The sequence below is a fragment of the Sphingobacterium sp. ML3W genome (assembly GCF_000747525.1).
Lineage (GTDB): Bacteria > Bacteroidota > Bacteroidia > Sphingobacteriales > Sphingobacteriaceae > Sphingobacterium.
This window is the reverse complement of the sequence record NZ_CP009278.1, coordinates 2931272-2948566: the sequence shown is the minus strand read 5'-3', so window position 1 is coordinate 2948566 and position 17295 is coordinate 2931272. Positions and strand designations below refer to the sequence as shown.

Genomic DNA, 17295 nt, shown 5'->3' with positions numbered 1-17295 from the left:
CTTTCAATCGGTCGATTTGGGCTTGGAGCAATTCATTTTTTCGGGTATTGCTGCGTGTACTTTTGGTCTTCAATAGTGCTTCCATTTTTATATCTTTTTGCTGCTACAAAGAAACTTGAAGATTGCAGTATAAACAATGACGGAAGGAAGGTAAGGGTAGGACTATTTAGGGTATTTGTTGCGGAACTGTAATGGAGAGATGCCCACTGTTTTTTTAAATAGGCGAATAAAATAGGCTGGGTCTGAATACCCCAATGAAAAGGCAATTTCTTTGACTGAATTAGTGGTGTAAAATAAGGATCTTTTAGCTTCAAGAATGATCTCTTGATGGATCCAATAACTTACAGGGTATCCTGTTGTATCTTTTACGACCTCATTGAGATAGGCCGGTGTTATATTTAGCGATGTTGCATAGGCTGATGGGCTTTTTAGAATTCTGAAATTGGTCAACAATAAGCTTCTGAATTGCCGGGTAATCAATTCTGGACGTAGGTTTTGTTTGACATCTTCGCCCGAAGATTGCTTAAAAAACGGTATAAATAGGTGTAAGCATACATCGACCATTGATTTGAGTACTTGTTCTGGATATAGCGCGCGCTGTTTTTCAAGATCCAGCAGTAAATGAAGCGCATTTCGGAATATCAGTTCCTGATCGTCTGCCTGGACGGGACGAGCGGCAATATGGGTTTCCATTAGGAAAAGACGAAATTCTGCAGGCACCCATTCTGGATCTACTGAAATCGCCCAGCCGGATGTATCCTGTCCGATAGCACCAAAATGAACCTGTCCGGGTTGTATACAGAAAACGGTGTTTCCCGATAAAGTAATGTCCTGAAAATCTACTGTTATTTTGCTGTTTCCAGATTCCTGATAAAGAAATACATAATAGTCATCACGATGTTCAACTTCCGGTGGGTAGGTGTTGAAAGTTGTTCTTCCCTTTTCTATTTTACTGATTCCAAAACTGGATTTTCCGCGCTGTTCAAGGCTGTGAATCGGTATATGGCTTGTTTTCTTCATTACCGGTTAGCGATTTGTAAGTCTACTACAAAGGAAAGGAAAATGTTTTGGATTCATGATAGGGAATCGGGGTAGTTACAGGACAAATCGTGGTTTATCTTCTGTGGTGGGTCAATTAGCAGGTTTTTACTTTCTCTAATCGCGGGTTGATTAAGATATTGTATGCGTCTAAATCTAAAAAAGCCACTGTACATAAGCGTAAAGTGGCTTTTTTTGGATGCTTGGGTTGATGGATTATGGATTTGTAGACCAAAGTGCAAGTTCTTTTACAAAGGCACGTTGCGGTAATTTTAAATTGTTGACCACCAAATAGGCTAAGTCTTCTGGTTGAAGTACTTTTTCTTCATTTCCATCGGTAAATCCAGCAGTTAAAGTCATATCCGTAGCGATCGTACTTGGGTTGACCGTGGTTACTCTAATGTTGGATTTTCTAACTTCCTGCATTAAAGATTCTGTCAGGTTGACGACAGCAGCTTTTGATGCACCGTATGCACTCATTTTCGCAGCACCTTTTGCAGCAGCTGTTGATGCAATATTGATGATATCACCTTTTCCTTGTTGTGTGATTAATGGTAAAACTTCATGAAGCATATAATAGGTACCTAACACATTAATTTGAAAGACCTGTTCCCATTCCTCAATAGGTAATTCTAATAGGCCACCCATTTTAAGTATTCCTGCACTATTGATTAAGATATCTACTGTTTTCAAGGATGCTGAAATAGTTGCTACTGCTTCCTTCACTTCTGAATAACTTCCTACATTAGCTGCTACATAGGAAACTGTGATATCTGGATTTACTTGTTTTAATGCTGTGGTTAACTGCTCAAGATCTGCTGCTGTTCTGCTGATCAATCCTAAATTGACACCTTCAACCGCTAGCGCTAAAGCTATAGCTTTGCCAAGTCCTTTTCCTGCTCCGGTTATGATGGCTGTTTTGCCTTTTAATGATTGCATGGTATATTTTTTTTATGTTTTCTACTAATGATTACTCAAAATTGAACATATTTGGGTGGATGAGCAAGAAGTTTCGGGTTTAATGTATATTTGTTCAATATTAATGAACTTATGGTACAGTCGGTAAAAAGGACAATGGAGATTCTCCTTTATATTGCGCAAAACGGCAATATGGTCAGGTTGCAAGATGTCGCGGATTATTTACAGGTAGAAAAATCGACTGCCCATAATTTGATCAAGTCACTGCTTGAATTGGGCTATGTCGAACAGGATGAATTAACACCACGATACCAACTCACCGATAAGATGTACATGTTGATACCACCTAAGGCATCCATACATGTGTTGAAACAATATTATAGACCTATCCTACAACAGATAACGGCGCTTACGCAAGAAACATCGTACTTGTCCATTCAAATGGGGACTTACATACGTCATGAATTTAAATGTGATCCTGAGCGAAGAGTTCGAATCAGTTTGGAACTGGGTAAAGAATTTGTCCTCCTGAATTCTGCCATTGGCAATGTATTTATGGCTTATTCTGAGCATTTAAGGGATTCTATTATGCGTTCATTGAATGAGGAAGAGTCAAAACAACTAGCTGAAAAGCTAGATAAGGTTGTTCAAAATGGTTATGCAGAGGATTATGAACGTCTAGAAAAAGAGCTGAATTGTATCGCTGTTCCCGTGTTTGAAAATAAAAGAATCGTAGCTGTTATCGGTGTTTCTGGTCCGGCTTTTCGGTTTAAAGAAGAAGAAATGATGAAGGCAGTAGCTATTGTTAAGCAATTTGTGCAGCCGTAAGTAGCGTGCTTTACATGAATTTGTTGATTAAATAGACTATTTTCTATCGTAGGAAAGCATTGGTCTATCTTTATAAGGCTGTGTAAGATAGAAATGGCAAGTTTGGTGAAAAGGAAAGGGCCAACGTCTTGTTGACATTGGCCCTTCCTTTGGCATAAAGCTATTAGGAATGCGTATTATTTTTTAATTTCAGCATGGAATGCCTGCTCAAGTGGCTTGCCATCGATGGTATTGTTCTCGATGTCTGTATTGACCACGCGCTCAAATAAGATCGCATTTTTATTCCAGTGGAATGCAGGATATTCTGTATTCGTTTTGATTTTATTGTTGCGGAAGGTGATACCATCTACCGATTTGGCATATAGGATCGGTTTATCGAAAGTCTCAAAATAGTTGTTTTCGATCTTGATACCGCTATGGAAATATTTTTTCTGGTTCTTCAGGTCGGGAATCTCTGGATAGATCGAGATCACGGCATTGGTGAATTGGAACATATTGGTCAGAGCATTGATGAACTTGTTGTTCTTGATCGTGATGTCACGGCAAGAACCCGTCTCATACCAACCATTGCTATCGCCACATAATAGGATCGCTGTTCCTGAAGTATGATCAAATAGATTGTTCTCCACTACTGTTTTTTGTGGTGTGCTGAACAGGGCGCCACGTGCTCTATTGTTACGCACGGTATTGCCTTTGAACTCTACTGCTGGTGTCCACGTTAGGTTTTCGATACCGATATCCAATTGAGTAGGGTCGATATAAGCATCTAAAGCTTTGCTGAACTTGATTTCGAAGTCCATGATCGGATCGCTTTCTTTTTCACGGATCACTTTGATGGCTTGGATACTGTTCTTATTGTCCCAAAGTTCCATTGTTTTCGATTGGATGAACTGTACCGAATCGCCCACATATCCCCAGTCAAAACCAAAGGATTGCTCTTGCATGTAGCGGGCAAGGAGGGTATGGTCATCTATTTTTTTGATGATCTTTAAGTACGTACCATGGATGTTGATGGCATCGTCCATCATGTTTTCGTATAATCCGTTGTTGGATACGATGACACCTTTACAGCCCGAGAAGTGGGTAGCATCGGCCTGTGCCGTGAAATAACGCGGGTCGTTCTTTCCACGCATCGATACATTGAATTTCTCTAAGTAGATATCTTCTGTCAACTGTGCCAATAGGCCCATTCCTTCAGAGTAATGAACGCTGATGTTTTCCAATCGTGTGTTTTTGCCTTTATGCACAAAAATACCAGGATTGGGTCTATGCCAGCTTCGCATCGCTACGACAGCACCAGGGATCAGTTTCTCGTTTTTCCAAGGAGCTTTGATGATGCCTTTGGATACTTCGATAACACGTGATGTACCCACGGCGATATCGCTGGTATTATAAACGATATGCTTGGTTTTTTCTTCAAAGGCGATGCCAGATGTAGGTTTCATTTCCCAGCCTTCGCCCGTATTGTAAAACGTACTGTCTTTAATGGCATACGTTACCCAAGGTGCAGTTTGGTAGGTGATCACACCTGCTGCAACATCGTTTTCCAAGATTTTGACCTGGCAGATCTGTGGTTGCTCGAAGTCGATATGGATATTTTTAAGGCTCACATTTTGATTTTCGATCAGCGAGATCGGCAACATGCGGCCATGGAAGATGAAATCGGACCCTTGACCATCGATGGTCACATTGTCCATATGCTCCAATGCCAAGCCGACAGTTTTCGGATTGTCCTGATCGTGATTTGAGATGTAATATACTTTTTTCTGTGCACCTTCAGCATGGAAATCGTAGCGTCCTTTTTTGAACTTGATTACGATAGGATTGGTTTTCCCAGCTTCGGTAACTACTTTTTGAATGGCTTGTTGGATGGTGGCACTACTGTTCTGTCCGGTGTTTGGCACAATGCCATACTTGGACAAGTCGTAGACTTTAGGTGTTGAGCCTGCCTGTGCCTGAAAGCTGATGAAAGCGAGCATAGCGACCGACATGTTTTTAGTGAACCAATGTTTCATTTTAATAATTAGTAAGTTCGGTTTTTTAATTGTTTAGGGTTGTTATATTCGAGTTTTTATGTCGCGATATAGCGATACAAACATAACCTAATAGATCAGATTATCATAAAAATGGCAACTAAATATGCGGTTTATTTGCCGTTTGTAATCAGATTAATACTTACGTCGGGAAAAGATTTGATGGTTTGAAATGTGGCTTTTTACGTGTGCTAAGGTAGAATTGTGGTTCTTGGCTACATGCAATCGGTTGTTGTAGGAAGGGTGTTCCTGCGTCACTGGTTGACTCCGTTACTCCGTTACTCGTTACTAAGTCACTCCGTTACTCTTTCACTGCTTGTTGTTTGGGTTTTTAAATATGATAATTTTTTCAGCTTGATAAAGAGAATGTTAGATTTAGGTTTGATAGTTTTGTTTTTTTAGGGTAAATATCTCCCTTTTGGGAAAAATAAAATCTATATTTGGTCTTTCAATATAATCTAATACATGAAAAGATATACTATCCTTTTAACTTTCATTGCCCTATTATTTGCGGCTTCTTGTAAAGAAACAGAACCTATCATAACGGATATGGTAGAGCTTGAAGAAGCAAGGCCTGTTTACCTTCCAGACAGTGTTTCGTTTAAAGTGGATGGAAAACCCTATACTACCGATAATAAAGGTGCAATATCATCTTTAGGATTTGGAAATAGCGGAGTAAATTACAGATTGAGTGATACTTTAGCAGAATGGTATTCTACAGCAGGCAATCGCTATTGGATAGGTGCTGCGGATTCTGTGCAGTATACGTCAATGTATAAAAAGCAAGTTGATGGTGGCAATATTGGATTTACCTATATAAAAAATTATAGAAAATCAGAAATAATGAAGGATTGGATGTATTTGCCGAAGAAGGATACCGGTTTCTATCATTTAGGTAAATATAATTATGCTTTGGATTTTCAGCGCAATAATCAACAAGAGGGAGTAGCAATTGAAGTAAGAATCGATAATGTTATCTTTTCAGGAACCTCATATACGACGAAAACACTTAATCAAGAGTCCACATTTAGTAAGGTGGCTCAAAATGATGCAAATTTTGAAATCTTAAAAATCATTGATCTACAGGGAACTGATTTTGTAAGAATAGAAGGGAAATTCGAGGTGAATATATTTGATAGCAGTGAGAAGAAAGTATTGCGGATTACAGATGGTTATTTTAGAAGTAATGTGCTTAAGTTTGGGAATAGAGATAGTTTTTGGAATAAGTAGGAAAACCTTTTGCGCTTCCTGCTAGCTTATGGCACACGATTAATTCGTTACTGGTTACTCCGTTACTGGTTACTAAGTCACTTTGTTACTCAATACTCCGTTAATGGTCACTCCGTCACTATTTACTCGTTCACTGCGTAACTCCGTTACTTTTTCACTAAATTTAGGTAGGAAAATAAAAGGAGATAGGGTTATGAATCCAAAAATGATATGGTCTAATTTGGCAGTTAGTGATTTAGATCGGACAACAGATTTTTATACCGCATTGGGTTTTAAATCCAATGGCAGATCGGATGATCTGACGAGCTTTTTGTTTGGGCAGCATAATTTTGTCATTCACTTTTTCTTGAAGGACATCCTCCAAGAGGCAATGAAAGGGGAGATGACGGATACCAGCAAGTCGAACGAGATCATCTTTACGATAGCGGCGGAAAGCACCCAACAGGCAGACGAGTGGGCAAAAGAGGTCGAAGCTGCGGGCGGGAAGCTTATTTCCCAACCCGAGGCGTTTGGAAGTGGTTATTATGGTTTTGTCTTTGCCGATCCCGATGGGCATCGGTTCAACGTATTCCATATGTAATTAAGGCATGCTCCAGCATGCCTTATTGTTGTCCTACCCACCATTGTTTGAATTGCTGCTGATCGTCTTTCAGGCGGACTGCTTCGCCAATCATCGGAGTGATCAAGGGAATATGTGCGGTCTTATTTAACTCGGTGATCCGCACTAAAGGTTCATCCCAAGCATGGGTAGCAATATCAAATTTTGAATGATGCACCGGCAATAGGCGTTTGGCCTTTAGATCCTGCGCAGCCTGAAGTACATCTTCGGGTAAATGGTGGATGTAGCGCCAGGTCTTGTCATACTGTCCGTTGTCCATGATGGCTAGATCGATAGGGCCGAACTTCTCTCCGATCGCAGCATAATGACTGTCGTAACCACTATCGCCTCCGATAAAAATCTTTATTGTTGGGGTCTGCAACACATAGGACATCCAAAGGGTCTTGCTGCTCTGCAATGACCGACCCGAGAAATGACGTGCTGGAGTCGTATGGACAATGAATCCATCGTCAAGTGGAATACGTTCGTGCCAGTCTCCTTCGATAATGCTTTCGGGCAGATAACCCCAATACTCCAAGTGTGCACCTACACCAAGTCCGCAGATTACTTTATTTGTTTTTCCTTTTAGCTGGATTATGGTTTCATAATCCAGATGGTCGTAATGGTCATGTGTAATGAACAGGTAATCGATTTCTGGAAGATCATCTACGGTATAGCTGTCGGTACCTTTGAACGATTTGTTGGTACCGGGGATAGGCGAGACGCTACCGCTGAAAACAGGGTCGACCAAAATCCGTTTACCCTCTATTTGGATGAAATAAGAGGAATGCCCGAACCAGACCAGTATATCTTGGTCGATGGGCAGATGCTTGAGGTCTGTCTTTACGGTTGGTAAAGCTTTCTTGGGGTGCTTTCTGTCTATTTTTTTGAAGAAGTAGTCGTACAGTACGCTTGTATAGCTGGTACCCTCTACGATCTGTGGGGTGGGACTGAAATTGACAAATTTCCCGTTTTTGTAATTAGGCGATCTTTTGATCCTTTCTAATCTTGCACCCTCTGGAAGTTTTCCGAATTTTGGTTGCTGTAGAAATAAGTATAGGGTCAGGCCCAGCGTGGCGATGATGGAAAGTAAAGTGAACATAGTTTTAGATAATCGGGACATGGATATGTTTGATTTTTGAGGGGGCTTCGCCATAGGCTTTTTTGAAAGCATAGGAAAAATGAGATAGATCTTCGAATCCCAATTCCAGATAGATATCGGACGCCGCTCTTCCTTTTTCTTTTAAGAGGTAATGAGCTTCCTGTAATCTTTTGTTTAGCAACCAGCGGCCCGGTGTGGTATTGAATATTTTCTCGAAATCACGTTTAAAGGTGGCTAGGCTTCTGCCCGTTAAATAGGCAAACCGCTCCAAATGCACATTGAAGTGGTAGTTCTTGATCATAAAGGCCTCAAGGTCTATTTTATGGGGTTCGGTAAAATCGAATAGGATGTGCTTGAGTTCAGGATGAAGATGTAGCAGCAATAGGATGACTTCTTTCATCTTGATGGCCACCAACTGTGGATTGTCAAAGCTACCGGATCGATGATAGGTCATTAAGGACTGGAAGTAGCTTTGGATAAGCGGATGCCCTTCTATTTCCAGAATGGGTGTTTCATCCTTTTTATGCTCGGCTACTAGGCCGTATTCGAGGCTGAATTCTCGTAAAGTCTGCTGATCCAAGAAAAGGGTCAGGGATTGGAACTGGCCATCTATTGGCGGTTTCTTGATGAATTTCAACAATTGATTTCTCCTGACCAGGCGGAAGGCCCCCGTATCGGATATGTATTCCCGATTTCCATCGTTCAGGATCAATGAACCTGCTATCTGATAGATAAACGTGCATTCCTGAACAAAGTGTTCTCCAGCTCTGCTTGTTTGCGCGTAGCAGGAGTAGGTGATGCCGGATGCCTGATTATTTTCTTTTTTTACTTCCATCTAAGATACAAAGTTAGGATAACATGATTGAAAAATATCCAATTAGTATAAAATTGCTTTCGGTCCTAAATAATCCTCCAAACCGAGGGCCCCATCTATATAAATCTCTTTTATATTTTTCGTGTCTTTTATCATTAACTATTTTTGATTGCTTTTTGTTTTCTCAAAGGTAGCGCGAATTGGAGCAAGCTGTTTTGTTCATCGGCTCAATGTTACTTTGTTGTGGAGCTCATGTTTTAAGGGTAATATGTGATTAGGTTCGCGAATTGTTTTTAATACTAGGCAGATAATATTGTATATAAACTAAGTTTAGCTTAGTTTATCCTTCTGAAATTAAATAGTGTGATGATGTCCTTGATAACAATACTGAACGAAAAAGACTTTTTTGAACATGCCAAGATCAGCTAGATTTTGAGCCCATGAATTTTAGCATTGAATGCCATGCTGGCAGCATTGAAGATCATGTTTGGCGTATTGTGCTGGGTGAGTTTTCCGGTGCTTATGTTCGTTTTGATGCACCATTTCGGAAGATTCCATCAAAGGAGACTGGTGCTGTTCCGGCAAATAGTACGGGGCAACAAAGTGCGCGGGTATTCCTTCAGCCGCGGTTAGGAGCGAGTTATTTATAATAAGTGAAAAGTTAATCTGTATAGGATCGGCTTTTGTTGTATTTTAGAGTCTTCCCCAAATAAATGCGGTAGGGATGAAGGTATGAGGGATGATGATTTATAAAACAAAATTAACTATGTTTGGAATGGCTATAAAATGAAGGAGATGTTCGAAGTATTATTTTCCCATATGGAACAAAAAGTAACCTTATCTGATCAAGAAAAATCAGTTATTGCTGGATTTTTTACTTTCAAAAAAGTAAGGAAGAAACAATACATCCTAGAAGAGGGGGCAATCTGCACGCATATTTCATTCGTGAAAAAAGGGCTTATCAAATCTTATCGCTTGGATGAAAAAGGAAATGAACACATCAGTCTATTTGGTTGGGAAGGCTGGTGGCTCTCTGATTTTAACAGCTTTATCAATCAGCAACCTGCGCGGCTATATATCGATGCGGTCGAAGATACGGAGCTATTCCTGTTATCGCGTGAGGGCTATGAACAGCTGATGTTGGAAGTACCCGTAATGGATCGCTATTTTCGGATCCTATACCAGAATAGTTTGATTACAAAAGATGAGCGGCTGATCAGTTCAAATAGCTTCACGGCGGAGGAGAAGTTTCAAAGATTGATGCAGTCCAATCCGGAAATCATGCAACGTGTACCGCAACATTTGGTTGCATCTTACCTTGGATTGGCGCCCGAAACACTGAGCAGGATCCGCAAGAGAATGGCAACTACCGACTGAATCCTTTGACATAGGTCAATGGAATTTCTTGACCGGGGTCAACTTCTTTGATCGTTGACTCGGGTAACTTTGTTGGAAATATTTAATAAAGAACAAAGATGGATAGAATTGCATTAGTAGTGGGTGCCACAGGCATCACTGGTAGTAATTTAGCTCAGGAACTTGTGGCTAATGGATGGCAGACTTATGGTTTGGCCCGTCATCCAAACAGCAGTAACAATGGTATCATCCCGATAAAAGCGGATCTCTTGGATAAAGAAAGTCTGAAGACCGCTCTGGAAAAAATAAACCCTACGCACGTTTTTTTTACCACTTGGATGCGAAAGGATTCTGAGGCTGAAAATATAGCGGTCAACAGTTCGTTGGTGCGTAATCTATTGGATGTATTGTCTGAAAAGAAGACTGTCGAACACGTAGCTTTGGTTACGGGACTTAAGCATTATTTAGGTCCGTTTGAAGCTTATGTCGGTTCTGGGATATTTCCGGTTACACCGATCCGTGAAGAACAACCCCGATTGGAATATCCTAATTTTTACTACGCGCAGGAAGATGAAGTCTATCGTATTGCTGCTCGCGATGGTTTTTCATGGAGTATCCATAGGCCACATACGGTAGTGGGACATGCCATCGGTAACTTGATGAATCTGGGTGTAACGCTTGCGGTATATGCTAGTATCTGTAAGGAGAAAGGTACGAAAATGATATGGCCAGGTTCTGAGGCGCAATGGAACGGTATCTCTGATGTGACTGATGCTAGGATACTTGCTAAGCAACTGATTTGGGCGTCCACAACGCCGGAAGCTAAAAATATCCCATTTAATATTGTGAACGGTGATGTGTTCCGATGGAATTGGTTATGGGAACGTATTGCTACATATTTCGGTGTTGGATTTGAAGGGTTCAATGGAACGGTAAGACCTCTGGCCGATCAGCTTGCTGCTGATGGCAGTATTTGGGAAGAGCTCGTTAAGCAACATGGTTTGAGCAATACTGAACTATTTCAGCTAGCTTCACCTTGGCACACGGATCTTGATCTAGGTAGACCTATTGAGGTGATGGTGGATATGGCCAATAGTAGAAAATTGGGTTTTAGTGCTTACCAAAATACGGAAGACTCCTTTATTCAATTATTTGAACAACTCCGCGAGGAAAAAATCATTCCACAGTAATAAGGAAGGAAAAAGAAAGCTGGTCTTAGCTTCTTTATAATTCATTTTTGAAATAACAGCATTACGCTTCGTAATTTACAGGACTAAGCGTAATGTTTTTAATCTTTATCCAATTTTTCCCAAAACTGTGCTACTTGTGTTTTGATTACTTCGGGGAGCTTATTGTAATTGGCTGAATATGTAGTCTTTTGATAACCTTCGTCTTGATCTGCCTGACTGTTCTTATGAGTAAATTTAAAGTTGCGGAGACTGTTACTGTCATTTATTAAATGTTGGATAATAATATTCTGTATATTAGACACAGTTTGCTGACAGATAAGCTGCTGAATGAAAATATAGGTGATTATTATAATGGTAAGATTGCAGTCTTAGTCAATGAAGATACGCAAAGTTTGGCCAAATATCATGGCTTACCAAACTGCTGCCAATGTTAAGATTTTTGTTTCTTAAACCGAAGGGGCAGCTCGACTAATGTTTTGTTCTTATGAGGGAAAGTGTAAATAGTTGATTTTACTATTCAACTGAATAATGATTAATCTATGAATGTATTACACCTGCGTAAAATTTTTCTGATTGCTGGCAGCATTACTGCTTTTGGCTTTTTATTTTACCTATTTCTGGGGGATGGTGTTGCCTTTGAAACGCACGGTATCTGGGCTAGTATTTCTAATCTTCTTAGTGTCCTGATTCTCTTTTCGCAGTTTATACTCCATTTTATCGTTTTGCTTATCATGTGCGGCAGGGGTAAAAAAGGTCAAGAATTGACCTTGAAACAAAATTGGACTATCGGTGTATATTGCCTGATTGCAGTAATCGTCAATATCGTATTGATTCTTAATGGGACCACGGTTTCGCGGGGAGAAATGACGGTAGAGCGGAAATGGAGCAGTTCGGAAAAATACTATTGGGAACCTGCGATATCATGCCCAGAAGGCTATCCTGTACGCGTGGTACAGGGACAATTTTTAATCGGTTCTTGGAGCAGAAATAATGCGTTGCCGTATATTAATGATAAATTATATGATGGACGATGGGGATTGGGAATAACTTCTTTTATCAGCCAGGATCAGGGAAAAATGGTGATGCCTGACAGTGTACATGTGACCTGGTATTCGGTGGTAGAAAATAGCTTCTATAAACTTAACGTGGCGTTGGATAAGGAGAAAATAACCAATTTGTTTAAAAATGGATTTGAAGCAAAAAATCATAATGGCCTATTTCATGGTACATATGATGAAATAACCTTAGGGTTGGCACCTGGTGGAGATGTGGCTCTTTGGGTTGGGAGCAATTGGGGAAAGGCTATAGAAGTGAGCTTTTATAAAGCACAAAAAATGGATAGTGTGCAGATAGAGCCTGATAGACGCCAAGTGATCCAGGAGGAATTAGCAAGTATAAGAAAGTCAAATGAATGGGTGGAGCAAGTACTTACTGCGGATAACCCGATCCCGTATGATAAATGGCGTAAAAAATATCGACAAGCATACGAATGGCGTCTTCAGTTTGTCAAGAATGGGGCTCTGAATGATCCGGAAGTACAAGTCGGTTTTTTCAATGGTGAAGAGTTGTCGATAACGGATAGCTTATTGTCAGAAAAGAATTTTCCAGTGCAAGCGTTACCTGCTTCCTTGTTTTTGAAATATACATCAGGTGATGGTAAAACCAAGCGTGACTATGTTGTATTGGATGAGGAGGATATCTTTAAAGCTTTTGAAAAACTAACATTAAATAAACAAAAAATAGCGGTAATCGTTACTTGTGAAATCAATAAGCAGGGAGAAATAGAAAAGGTAACGGCTAAAAATGATGTGGAAGCGTTAACATTAAAATTAAAACGGTATTAAATTTTGAAAGGGACTACGGAAATTAATAAAACTAAAAAATGAACGACAAATTAATTAAATTGAATCAGATATAGATACTCTGCAGTTCGGTAGATGGCTAATCATCAATCCCTTTTCCATCTACTATTTGTTGATAGTATTTTTCGATACGGTTCTGTCTTGTTTTGGACTGTTTGGCTTGATTGAAATAGAATAAGTATCCTTTTTGTCGACCAGGAGTTAAGGCATAGAATGCTGTATGGAGCTCTTGGTCTTGTTCCAGGGCTTGTTGAAATTCTTCGGGAAGGGGATAGTCACTTACTTTTTTGAGTTCAATCTTCTTTCCTGATTTTTCAATTTCGATGGCTTCTTTGATATATTCCTGTATGGTCGTTTTTAGGGCCAGAATCTCTTCGATATGGGTAAACCTGATTTGTCTTGCGGATTGGACATTATCGGTCTGCTGAATCAAGATATGTTCGCTATCTTTTAGTAATGCGCCTTTATGAAATAGGAGGGCACAATAATCCTTAAAACCATGGATAAGGACGACGTTTTTCCCTTCATAGGTATAGCAGGGATGCATCCATTTGTAATCTTCTACCAATGATGGATTTTCTCTGATGATATCACGTAATAAAAGGAATTCTTCGTTCCATTTTTTAGCTTTTTCAAAAAATTCTGTTGCTGCTGTGTTCATGGTGGTCTTATTTTAGATGTTCAACGATATCTTGTATTCTGTTGTGTGCCATATTGAGCCCTTGAGCGAAGGGCATCTGCAATAATTGATTGCGGAACGCAACAGATTTGAAAATGATATGCATAGTGAGCTTACTGGTTTCGGCCGTTAGCGCCTCAAAAGTTAAATATTCAAGTTGCACTGGGAATGGGCTGTCTTCCATTTCGAATGTCCGTGTGATCTTTTGGTTGGGTACGAACTCGTGCATTGTGCCATTGGCACGGAAAACCACCTGTCCATTATGCGAGGTCTCGAAGGCATAAGAGCCGTGTTTTTTATTTTCCATTTTCAAGACCTTCGTTCCCATCCACTGTTCGAAAAGCTTGGGCTCTTCGTAAGCTTTGAAGAGTAAGGTTACGGGTAGGTCAAATTCCCGGGTGATGATAATTTCCTGTTTGCTGTCTTCTGCAGCGACTTTTGTTTTCCGTTCCATTTTATTGGCTTTTATAGTTTTTCATTACCGCCTCCAGGCTATTGAACTTGTCGTCCCACATTTTAGTGAAAGGCTCGATAAAATCGGCAATTTCTTTCATTTTATTTGGATTGAGGTGGTACGTGATTTCCCTTCCATTTTGTTCGGATTTCAGGAGTTCACATTCGGTCAAGATCTGCAGGTGTTTAGAAACTGTGGGGCGTGCGGTATTAAAGTTGGCCGCAATGGCGCCAGCTGTCATCGCCTGTGAAGCAAGTAACAAGAGGATGGCCCTTCTTGTAGGGTCGGCAATGGCCTGAAATACGTCCCGTCTTAAATTCATTTTATGGTTTTGTTATCGTTGTGTATCTGTCGTTTAATCCTACTCCGTTTAAAATCTGCTGCCGATTTTTTTCAATTCTACCCACTCGTGTTTGTGATTGTTTAGGTTGCGAAAAATGAATGATATAGCCTCTCTGTCGTCCAGGTGTCAATCTGTAAAAGGCCGCTTCTAAGTTGGCATCCTGCTCGAAAGCCTGCAATAATTCGTCGGGTATGGGTTCTGGATTTTTCTTGAACGCTACTTTCTGTCCATTTTCTTCTATGGTTATAGCCTCCTTCAGATAGGATGTCAACACATTTCTTAAACGTTCGATTTCTTTGGTATTGGTGAATTTGATGATTCTATCGGATTGTAGATTGCCCTGTTGTGTTAGGATTTTGTGGCTATCAAGCAATAGGACACCTTTGAAAAAACTTATATTGGCCGAGTGTTTTAATGCAGCAACGGCAACAATGTTTTTCCCATGGTGGGTATATACGGGGGCACTCCATTTTATCTCTTCTTTTAAGCCTGATTCCAGAACGATCTGACGGAGCAATTCCAACTCATTTCTCCAGTCATTGACTTTACACTGTGGTGTACCGCCATATTTGCAGCGCATACAGCCGTCCATCAAATATTGATCTACTCCTGGGTTCAATGCTATCTTCATCGTTTATAACTCGAGATTTTACGGGCAGCTGGTCTGTAATACCAGGATACGATTGTCAATACAAGTAGCAGCGCGGGACCAAAATAGGTGCTGGATTTATCACCTATTGCAAGGTGTGAAAAAATAGCTCCGGTCATTAAGAAGAAAAAACCTGCATACGCCCATTCTTTTACCAAGGGGAACTTGGGAAGAAGGACAGCAGCCACTCCTAATAATTTCCAGATGCCAATGATGGTCAGAAAATAGGGGGGATAACCCAATTCTTTTATTTTATCGACTTCTTCATCCAAATGGATAATCTGTATGATCCCTGTGGATACCATACCAAGACTTAACCAAAGGGTAAAGAACCAGTATGTTATTTTATGTCTCTTTTTCATAAGTGTGTAAGTGTTGGTATGTCATCGTAACGGTTTGTTCCCAAAATGGTGATGATACGAGCATGAACGCTAGCGTATAGCGAGTGCTCATTATCGTCTGGGACAATGCGAGTTCTTTAAAAATTGATGATTTCATCGTGTGCTCATTATTGTGAAGTCATTTGACTACAAATATAAGTGTAGCTATTTAACTACGCAACTAATTTTTTAAAAAAACAGTTTTTTTTAAAATACTGCGGTGGCGTAGCGTTACTTCTTGTTGCTTTCTTCGTAGGTTGGGCCGTATAGGCCAGGGACTTTATTTCCCGTTGCGCGTAAATAAACGATCAGTTCGCCACGATGGTGATACAGGTGATTAAATAAAAAACTTCGGGAGACGATCCCTCTTTGCAGGGGCCCAATTACAACGCGTTCGCCAATTTTCATGGTCCAGTCATCCAATAGTTTTTTCTCATTAAGGGCTTCTATAGCGATCCGGGCCTTTTCTACGTTTTTTTCAAAAAGATCAATGGTCGCCTGGATGTCATTGGGGTCGCCGCGTTCCATATGGTCTGTGGCTAGGTCGTATACATCTTGCGTGAGTGCACCTACATACCAATAATAAATGGTAGCGATGTGCTGGGCCAATTCACCCATGGTCCATGAAAATTCTGACGGTTTGTAAGCAAGATCTTTTCCGGGTACAGCGTTAAGTAGTTTCCGGGTGTTCTTTACTTCGCTTTCAAATTCGATGCTGAGATATTGGAGTATCATATCTTGGAGTTTTATTGTTAAAAATGAGTGCAGTTTTATAACATCCCAGATTGCAAAAAGGTTTTCGATCAGGAATAGTATTGATGAAGATATTTATTATGCTGGAAAAGGGTCGCTTCGTGTGGAGAGCTTAAAGAAAAGTAATGGTTCCGGCCGCAGGTGTGAGGAAGATGATGCCTGCTAATTTAAAGGGCGATTCCATTCGAGTGTCTGCCGTAGTCAAACGAGAAAATGTAACGAATAGCTCTTATGTAAGTGCCATGCTTAGAATAGATCCCAAAGTCTATTTCGAAAATATGGCAAGCCGCCAAATTAGGGGTACGAAAGATTGGGAAAATTTTACTGATCAACGACTTGTGGATTTGGCCCGTATCTGGGAGTTTTTGAAATATAGGCATCCAACTATGGAATTAGGGAAACTGTTTGGTACAGGCAGTGGAGTAGGGGTGCAGCGAATAGTAAGCTTCTTTATTTGAGAGAAGGAATTGTTACCGAGAGTTAATTATATTATTTTTTGCAGCTATATGTAATGGCTAATGAATTAATTGTATAATTATTGTGTCCTTTTATTGAAATTAGGTATAAAAAATAATCTATAAAAGTTTGATGTCAAACTGTTTTAATTTAACTTTGCACCATGGATATCGAATATGCACAGGTTATGCACCATTATTTTAATGCAGTTCTAAAGCTAAGACAGAACCTTCGGCAGCGTGTGCAAAAACAGCTGATCGAGCATGGCCATGCTGATATTACATTGGAAATGACTCAAGTTTTATATTTTCTCAGTATCTCTACTGAAAGCGGAGAAGCCAATCAACAAGAAATAGCAGATGGTTTAGGTAAAAATAAATCTAGCTTGACTTCACTCATTGACAATCTGTTGAAACGCGATATGCTCGTAAGGCGAATTAACCCTGAAAATAGGAGAACAAATATCATTTCTTTAACGGAAAAAGCGAAGCAGTTTGTAGCAGACTTATATCCAGATGTTTATCAAACCTATGATATCGAGAAAATAGCATTGGATATTGAAGATATAAAGGCGCTTACAAAAACTCTTAATGCTATTATGCGGAGTTAAAA

22 protein-coding genes are annotated in these 17295 nt (G+C 40.1%); 9 read left to right on the top strand and 13 right to left on the bottom strand.

Features of this window, described 5'->3' with window-relative positions:
- Nucleotides 1–162: 162 nt before the first annotated feature.
- Together KO02_RS12645 and KO02_RS12640 are read right to left on the bottom strand one after the other, a co-directional pair.
- Nucleotides 163–1020, bottom strand: a complete 858-nt coding sequence (locus KO02_RS12645; RefSeq protein ID WP_051959909.1) for a helix-turn-helix domain-containing protein — start codon at nucleotides 1018–1020, stop codon at nucleotides 163–165.
- 234 nt (nucleotides 1021–1254) lie between these two features.
- A complete protein-coding gene (locus KO02_RS12640) occupies nucleotides 1255–1977 on the bottom strand; it encodes a 3-ketoacyl-ACP reductase (RefSeq protein ID WP_038698820.1) in 723 nt (240 codons plus the stop codon).
- 111 nt (nucleotides 1978–2088) lie between these two features.
- Between KO02_RS12640 and KO02_RS12635 the strand changes: the two genes are divergently transcribed.
- Nucleotides 2089–2784, top strand: a complete 696-nt coding sequence (locus KO02_RS12635; protein ID WP_038698818.1) for an IclR family transcriptional regulator — start codon at nucleotides 2089–2091, stop codon at nucleotides 2782–2784.
- A 176-nt stretch (nucleotides 2785–2960) separates the two neighbouring features.
- On the opposite strand, the gene KO02_RS12630 is transcribed toward KO02_RS12635, so the two are convergent.
- Nucleotides 2961–4799: a right-handed parallel beta-helix repeat-containing protein gene (locus KO02_RS12630; RefSeq protein WP_051959908.1), complete on the bottom strand. Its 1839-nt coding sequence runs from the start codon at nucleotides 4797–4799 to the stop codon at nucleotides 2961–2963.
- 483 nt (nucleotides 4800–5282) lie between these two features.
- Between KO02_RS12630 and KO02_RS12625 the strand changes: the two genes are divergently transcribed.
- Complete coding sequence (locus KO02_RS12625; RefSeq protein ID WP_038698816.1) at nucleotides 5283–6047, top strand: hypothetical protein; 765 nt, start codon at nucleotides 5283–5285, stop codon at nucleotides 6045–6047.
- A 193-nt stretch (nucleotides 6048–6240) separates the two neighbouring features.
- Complete coding sequence (locus tag KO02_RS12620) at nucleotides 6241–6627, top strand: VOC family protein (protein WP_038702628.1); 387 nt, start codon at nucleotides 6241–6243, stop codon at nucleotides 6625–6627.
- Nucleotides 6628–6649: 22 nt separating this feature from the next.
- Here the strand turns inward: KO02_RS12620 and KO02_RS12615 are convergent, their stop codons facing one another.
- Together KO02_RS12615 and KO02_RS12610 are read right to left on the bottom strand one after the other, a co-directional pair.
- Nucleotides 6650–7747: an MBL fold metallo-hydrolase gene (locus tag KO02_RS12615; protein WP_038698815.1), complete on the bottom strand. Its 1098-nt coding sequence runs from the start codon at nucleotides 7745–7747 to the stop codon at nucleotides 6650–6652.
- 4 nt (nucleotides 7748–7751) lie between these two features.
- Complete coding sequence (locus tag KO02_RS12610; RefSeq protein WP_038698813.1) at nucleotides 7752–8582, bottom strand: helix-turn-helix domain-containing protein; 831 nt, start codon at nucleotides 8580–8582, stop codon at nucleotides 7752–7754.
- A gap of 419 nt (nucleotides 8583–9001) precedes the next feature.
- Here KO02_RS12610 and KO02_RS12605 point away from each other — a divergent pair, with 419 nt between their 5' ends.
- From KO02_RS12605 to KO02_RS12595, 3 genes are all read left to right on the top strand, one after another.
- Nucleotides 9002–9211 carry a hypothetical protein gene (locus KO02_RS12605; RefSeq protein WP_038698811.1) on the top strand — a complete coding sequence of 70 codons (210 nt, stop codon included), beginning with the start codon at nucleotides 9002–9004 and terminating at the stop codon, nucleotides 9209–9211.
- Between the two features lie 145 nt (nucleotides 9212–9356).
- Nucleotides 9357–9938, top strand: coding sequence for a Crp/Fnr family transcriptional regulator (locus tag KO02_RS12600; protein WP_038702627.1), 582 nt, complete (start codon nucleotides 9357–9359; stop codon nucleotides 9936–9938).
- A 98-nt stretch (nucleotides 9939–10036) separates the two neighbouring features.
- Nucleotides 10037–11107: an SDR family oxidoreductase gene (locus KO02_RS12595; protein WP_038698809.1), complete on the top strand. Its 1071-nt coding sequence runs from the start codon at nucleotides 10037–10039 to the stop codon at nucleotides 11105–11107.
- Nucleotides 11108–11205: 98 nt separating this feature from the next.
- On the opposite strand, the gene KO02_RS12590 is transcribed toward KO02_RS12595, so the two are convergent.
- Nucleotides 11206–11409 carry a hypothetical protein gene (locus KO02_RS12590; protein ID WP_038698807.1) on the bottom strand — a complete coding sequence of 68 codons (204 nt, stop codon included), beginning with the start codon at nucleotides 11407–11409 and terminating at the stop codon, nucleotides 11206–11208.
- Between the two features lie 237 nt (nucleotides 11410–11646).
- On the opposite strand from KO02_RS12590, the gene KO02_RS12585 reads away from it, so the two are divergent.
- Entirely contained in the window at nucleotides 11647–12951 is a 1305-nt protein-coding gene (locus tag KO02_RS12585) for a DUF2931 family protein (protein ID WP_038698805.1), read from the top strand.
- Between the two features lie 97 nt (nucleotides 12952–13048).
- Here the strand turns inward: KO02_RS12585 and KO02_RS12580 are convergent, their stop codons facing one another.
- From KO02_RS12580 to KO02_RS12555, 7 genes are all read right to left on the bottom strand, one after another.
- Nucleotides 13049–13630, bottom strand: a complete 582-nt coding sequence (locus tag KO02_RS12580) for a YdeI/OmpD-associated family protein (protein WP_038698803.1) — start codon at nucleotides 13628–13630, stop codon at nucleotides 13049–13051.
- A gap of 7 nt (nucleotides 13631–13637) precedes the next feature.
- On the bottom strand, nucleotides 13638–14102 hold the full coding sequence (locus tag KO02_RS12575) for an SRPBCC domain-containing protein (RefSeq protein WP_038698801.1): 465 nt from the start codon (nucleotides 14100–14102) through the stop codon (nucleotides 13638–13640).
- A 1-nt stretch (nucleotide 14103) separates the two neighbouring features.
- Entirely contained in the window at nucleotides 14104–14424 is a 321-nt protein-coding gene (locus KO02_RS12570; protein WP_038698799.1) for an ArsR/SmtB family transcription factor, read from the bottom strand.
- A gap of 1 nt (nucleotide 14425) precedes the next feature.
- Nucleotides 14426–15076 (bottom strand): YdeI/OmpD-associated family protein, encoded by a 651-nt coding sequence (locus tag KO02_RS12565; RefSeq protein WP_038698797.1) that lies wholly within the window; start codon nucleotides 15074–15076, stop codon nucleotides 14426–14428.
- Entirely contained in the window at nucleotides 15073–15456 is a 384-nt protein-coding gene (locus KO02_RS12560; protein WP_038698795.1) for a DoxX family protein, read from the bottom strand. Before KO02_RS12560 ends, KO02_RS12565 begins: the two co-directional genes overlap by 4 nt.
- Nucleotides 15440–15592, bottom strand: coding sequence for a hypothetical protein (locus tag KO02_RS23795; protein ID WP_158500289.1), 153 nt, complete (start codon nucleotides 15590–15592; stop codon nucleotides 15440–15442). The genes KO02_RS12560 and KO02_RS23795 overlap by 17 nt, the downstream gene beginning before the upstream one ends.
- A 113-nt stretch (nucleotides 15593–15705) precedes the next feature.
- The gene (locus KO02_RS12555; protein ID WP_038698793.1) at nucleotides 15706–16209 is read right to left on the bottom strand and encodes a DinB family protein; all 504 of its coding nucleotides are present in this window, start codon (nucleotides 16207–16209) and stop codon (nucleotides 15706–15708) included.
- Between the two features lie 143 nt (nucleotides 16210–16352).
- Here KO02_RS12555 and KO02_RS12550 point away from each other — a divergent pair, with 143 nt between their 5' ends.
- Both KO02_RS12550 and KO02_RS22805 read left to right on the top strand, forming a co-directional pair.
- Nucleotides 16353–16685, top strand: coding sequence for a hypothetical protein (locus KO02_RS12550; RefSeq protein ID WP_038698791.1), 333 nt, complete (start codon nucleotides 16353–16355; stop codon nucleotides 16683–16685).
- 161 nt (nucleotides 16686–16846) lie between these two features.
- Complete coding sequence (locus tag KO02_RS22805; RefSeq protein ID WP_051959907.1) at nucleotides 16847–17293, top strand: MarR family winged helix-turn-helix transcriptional regulator; 447 nt, start codon at nucleotides 16847–16849, stop codon at nucleotides 17291–17293.
- Nucleotides 17294–17295 lie beyond the last annotated feature (2 nt).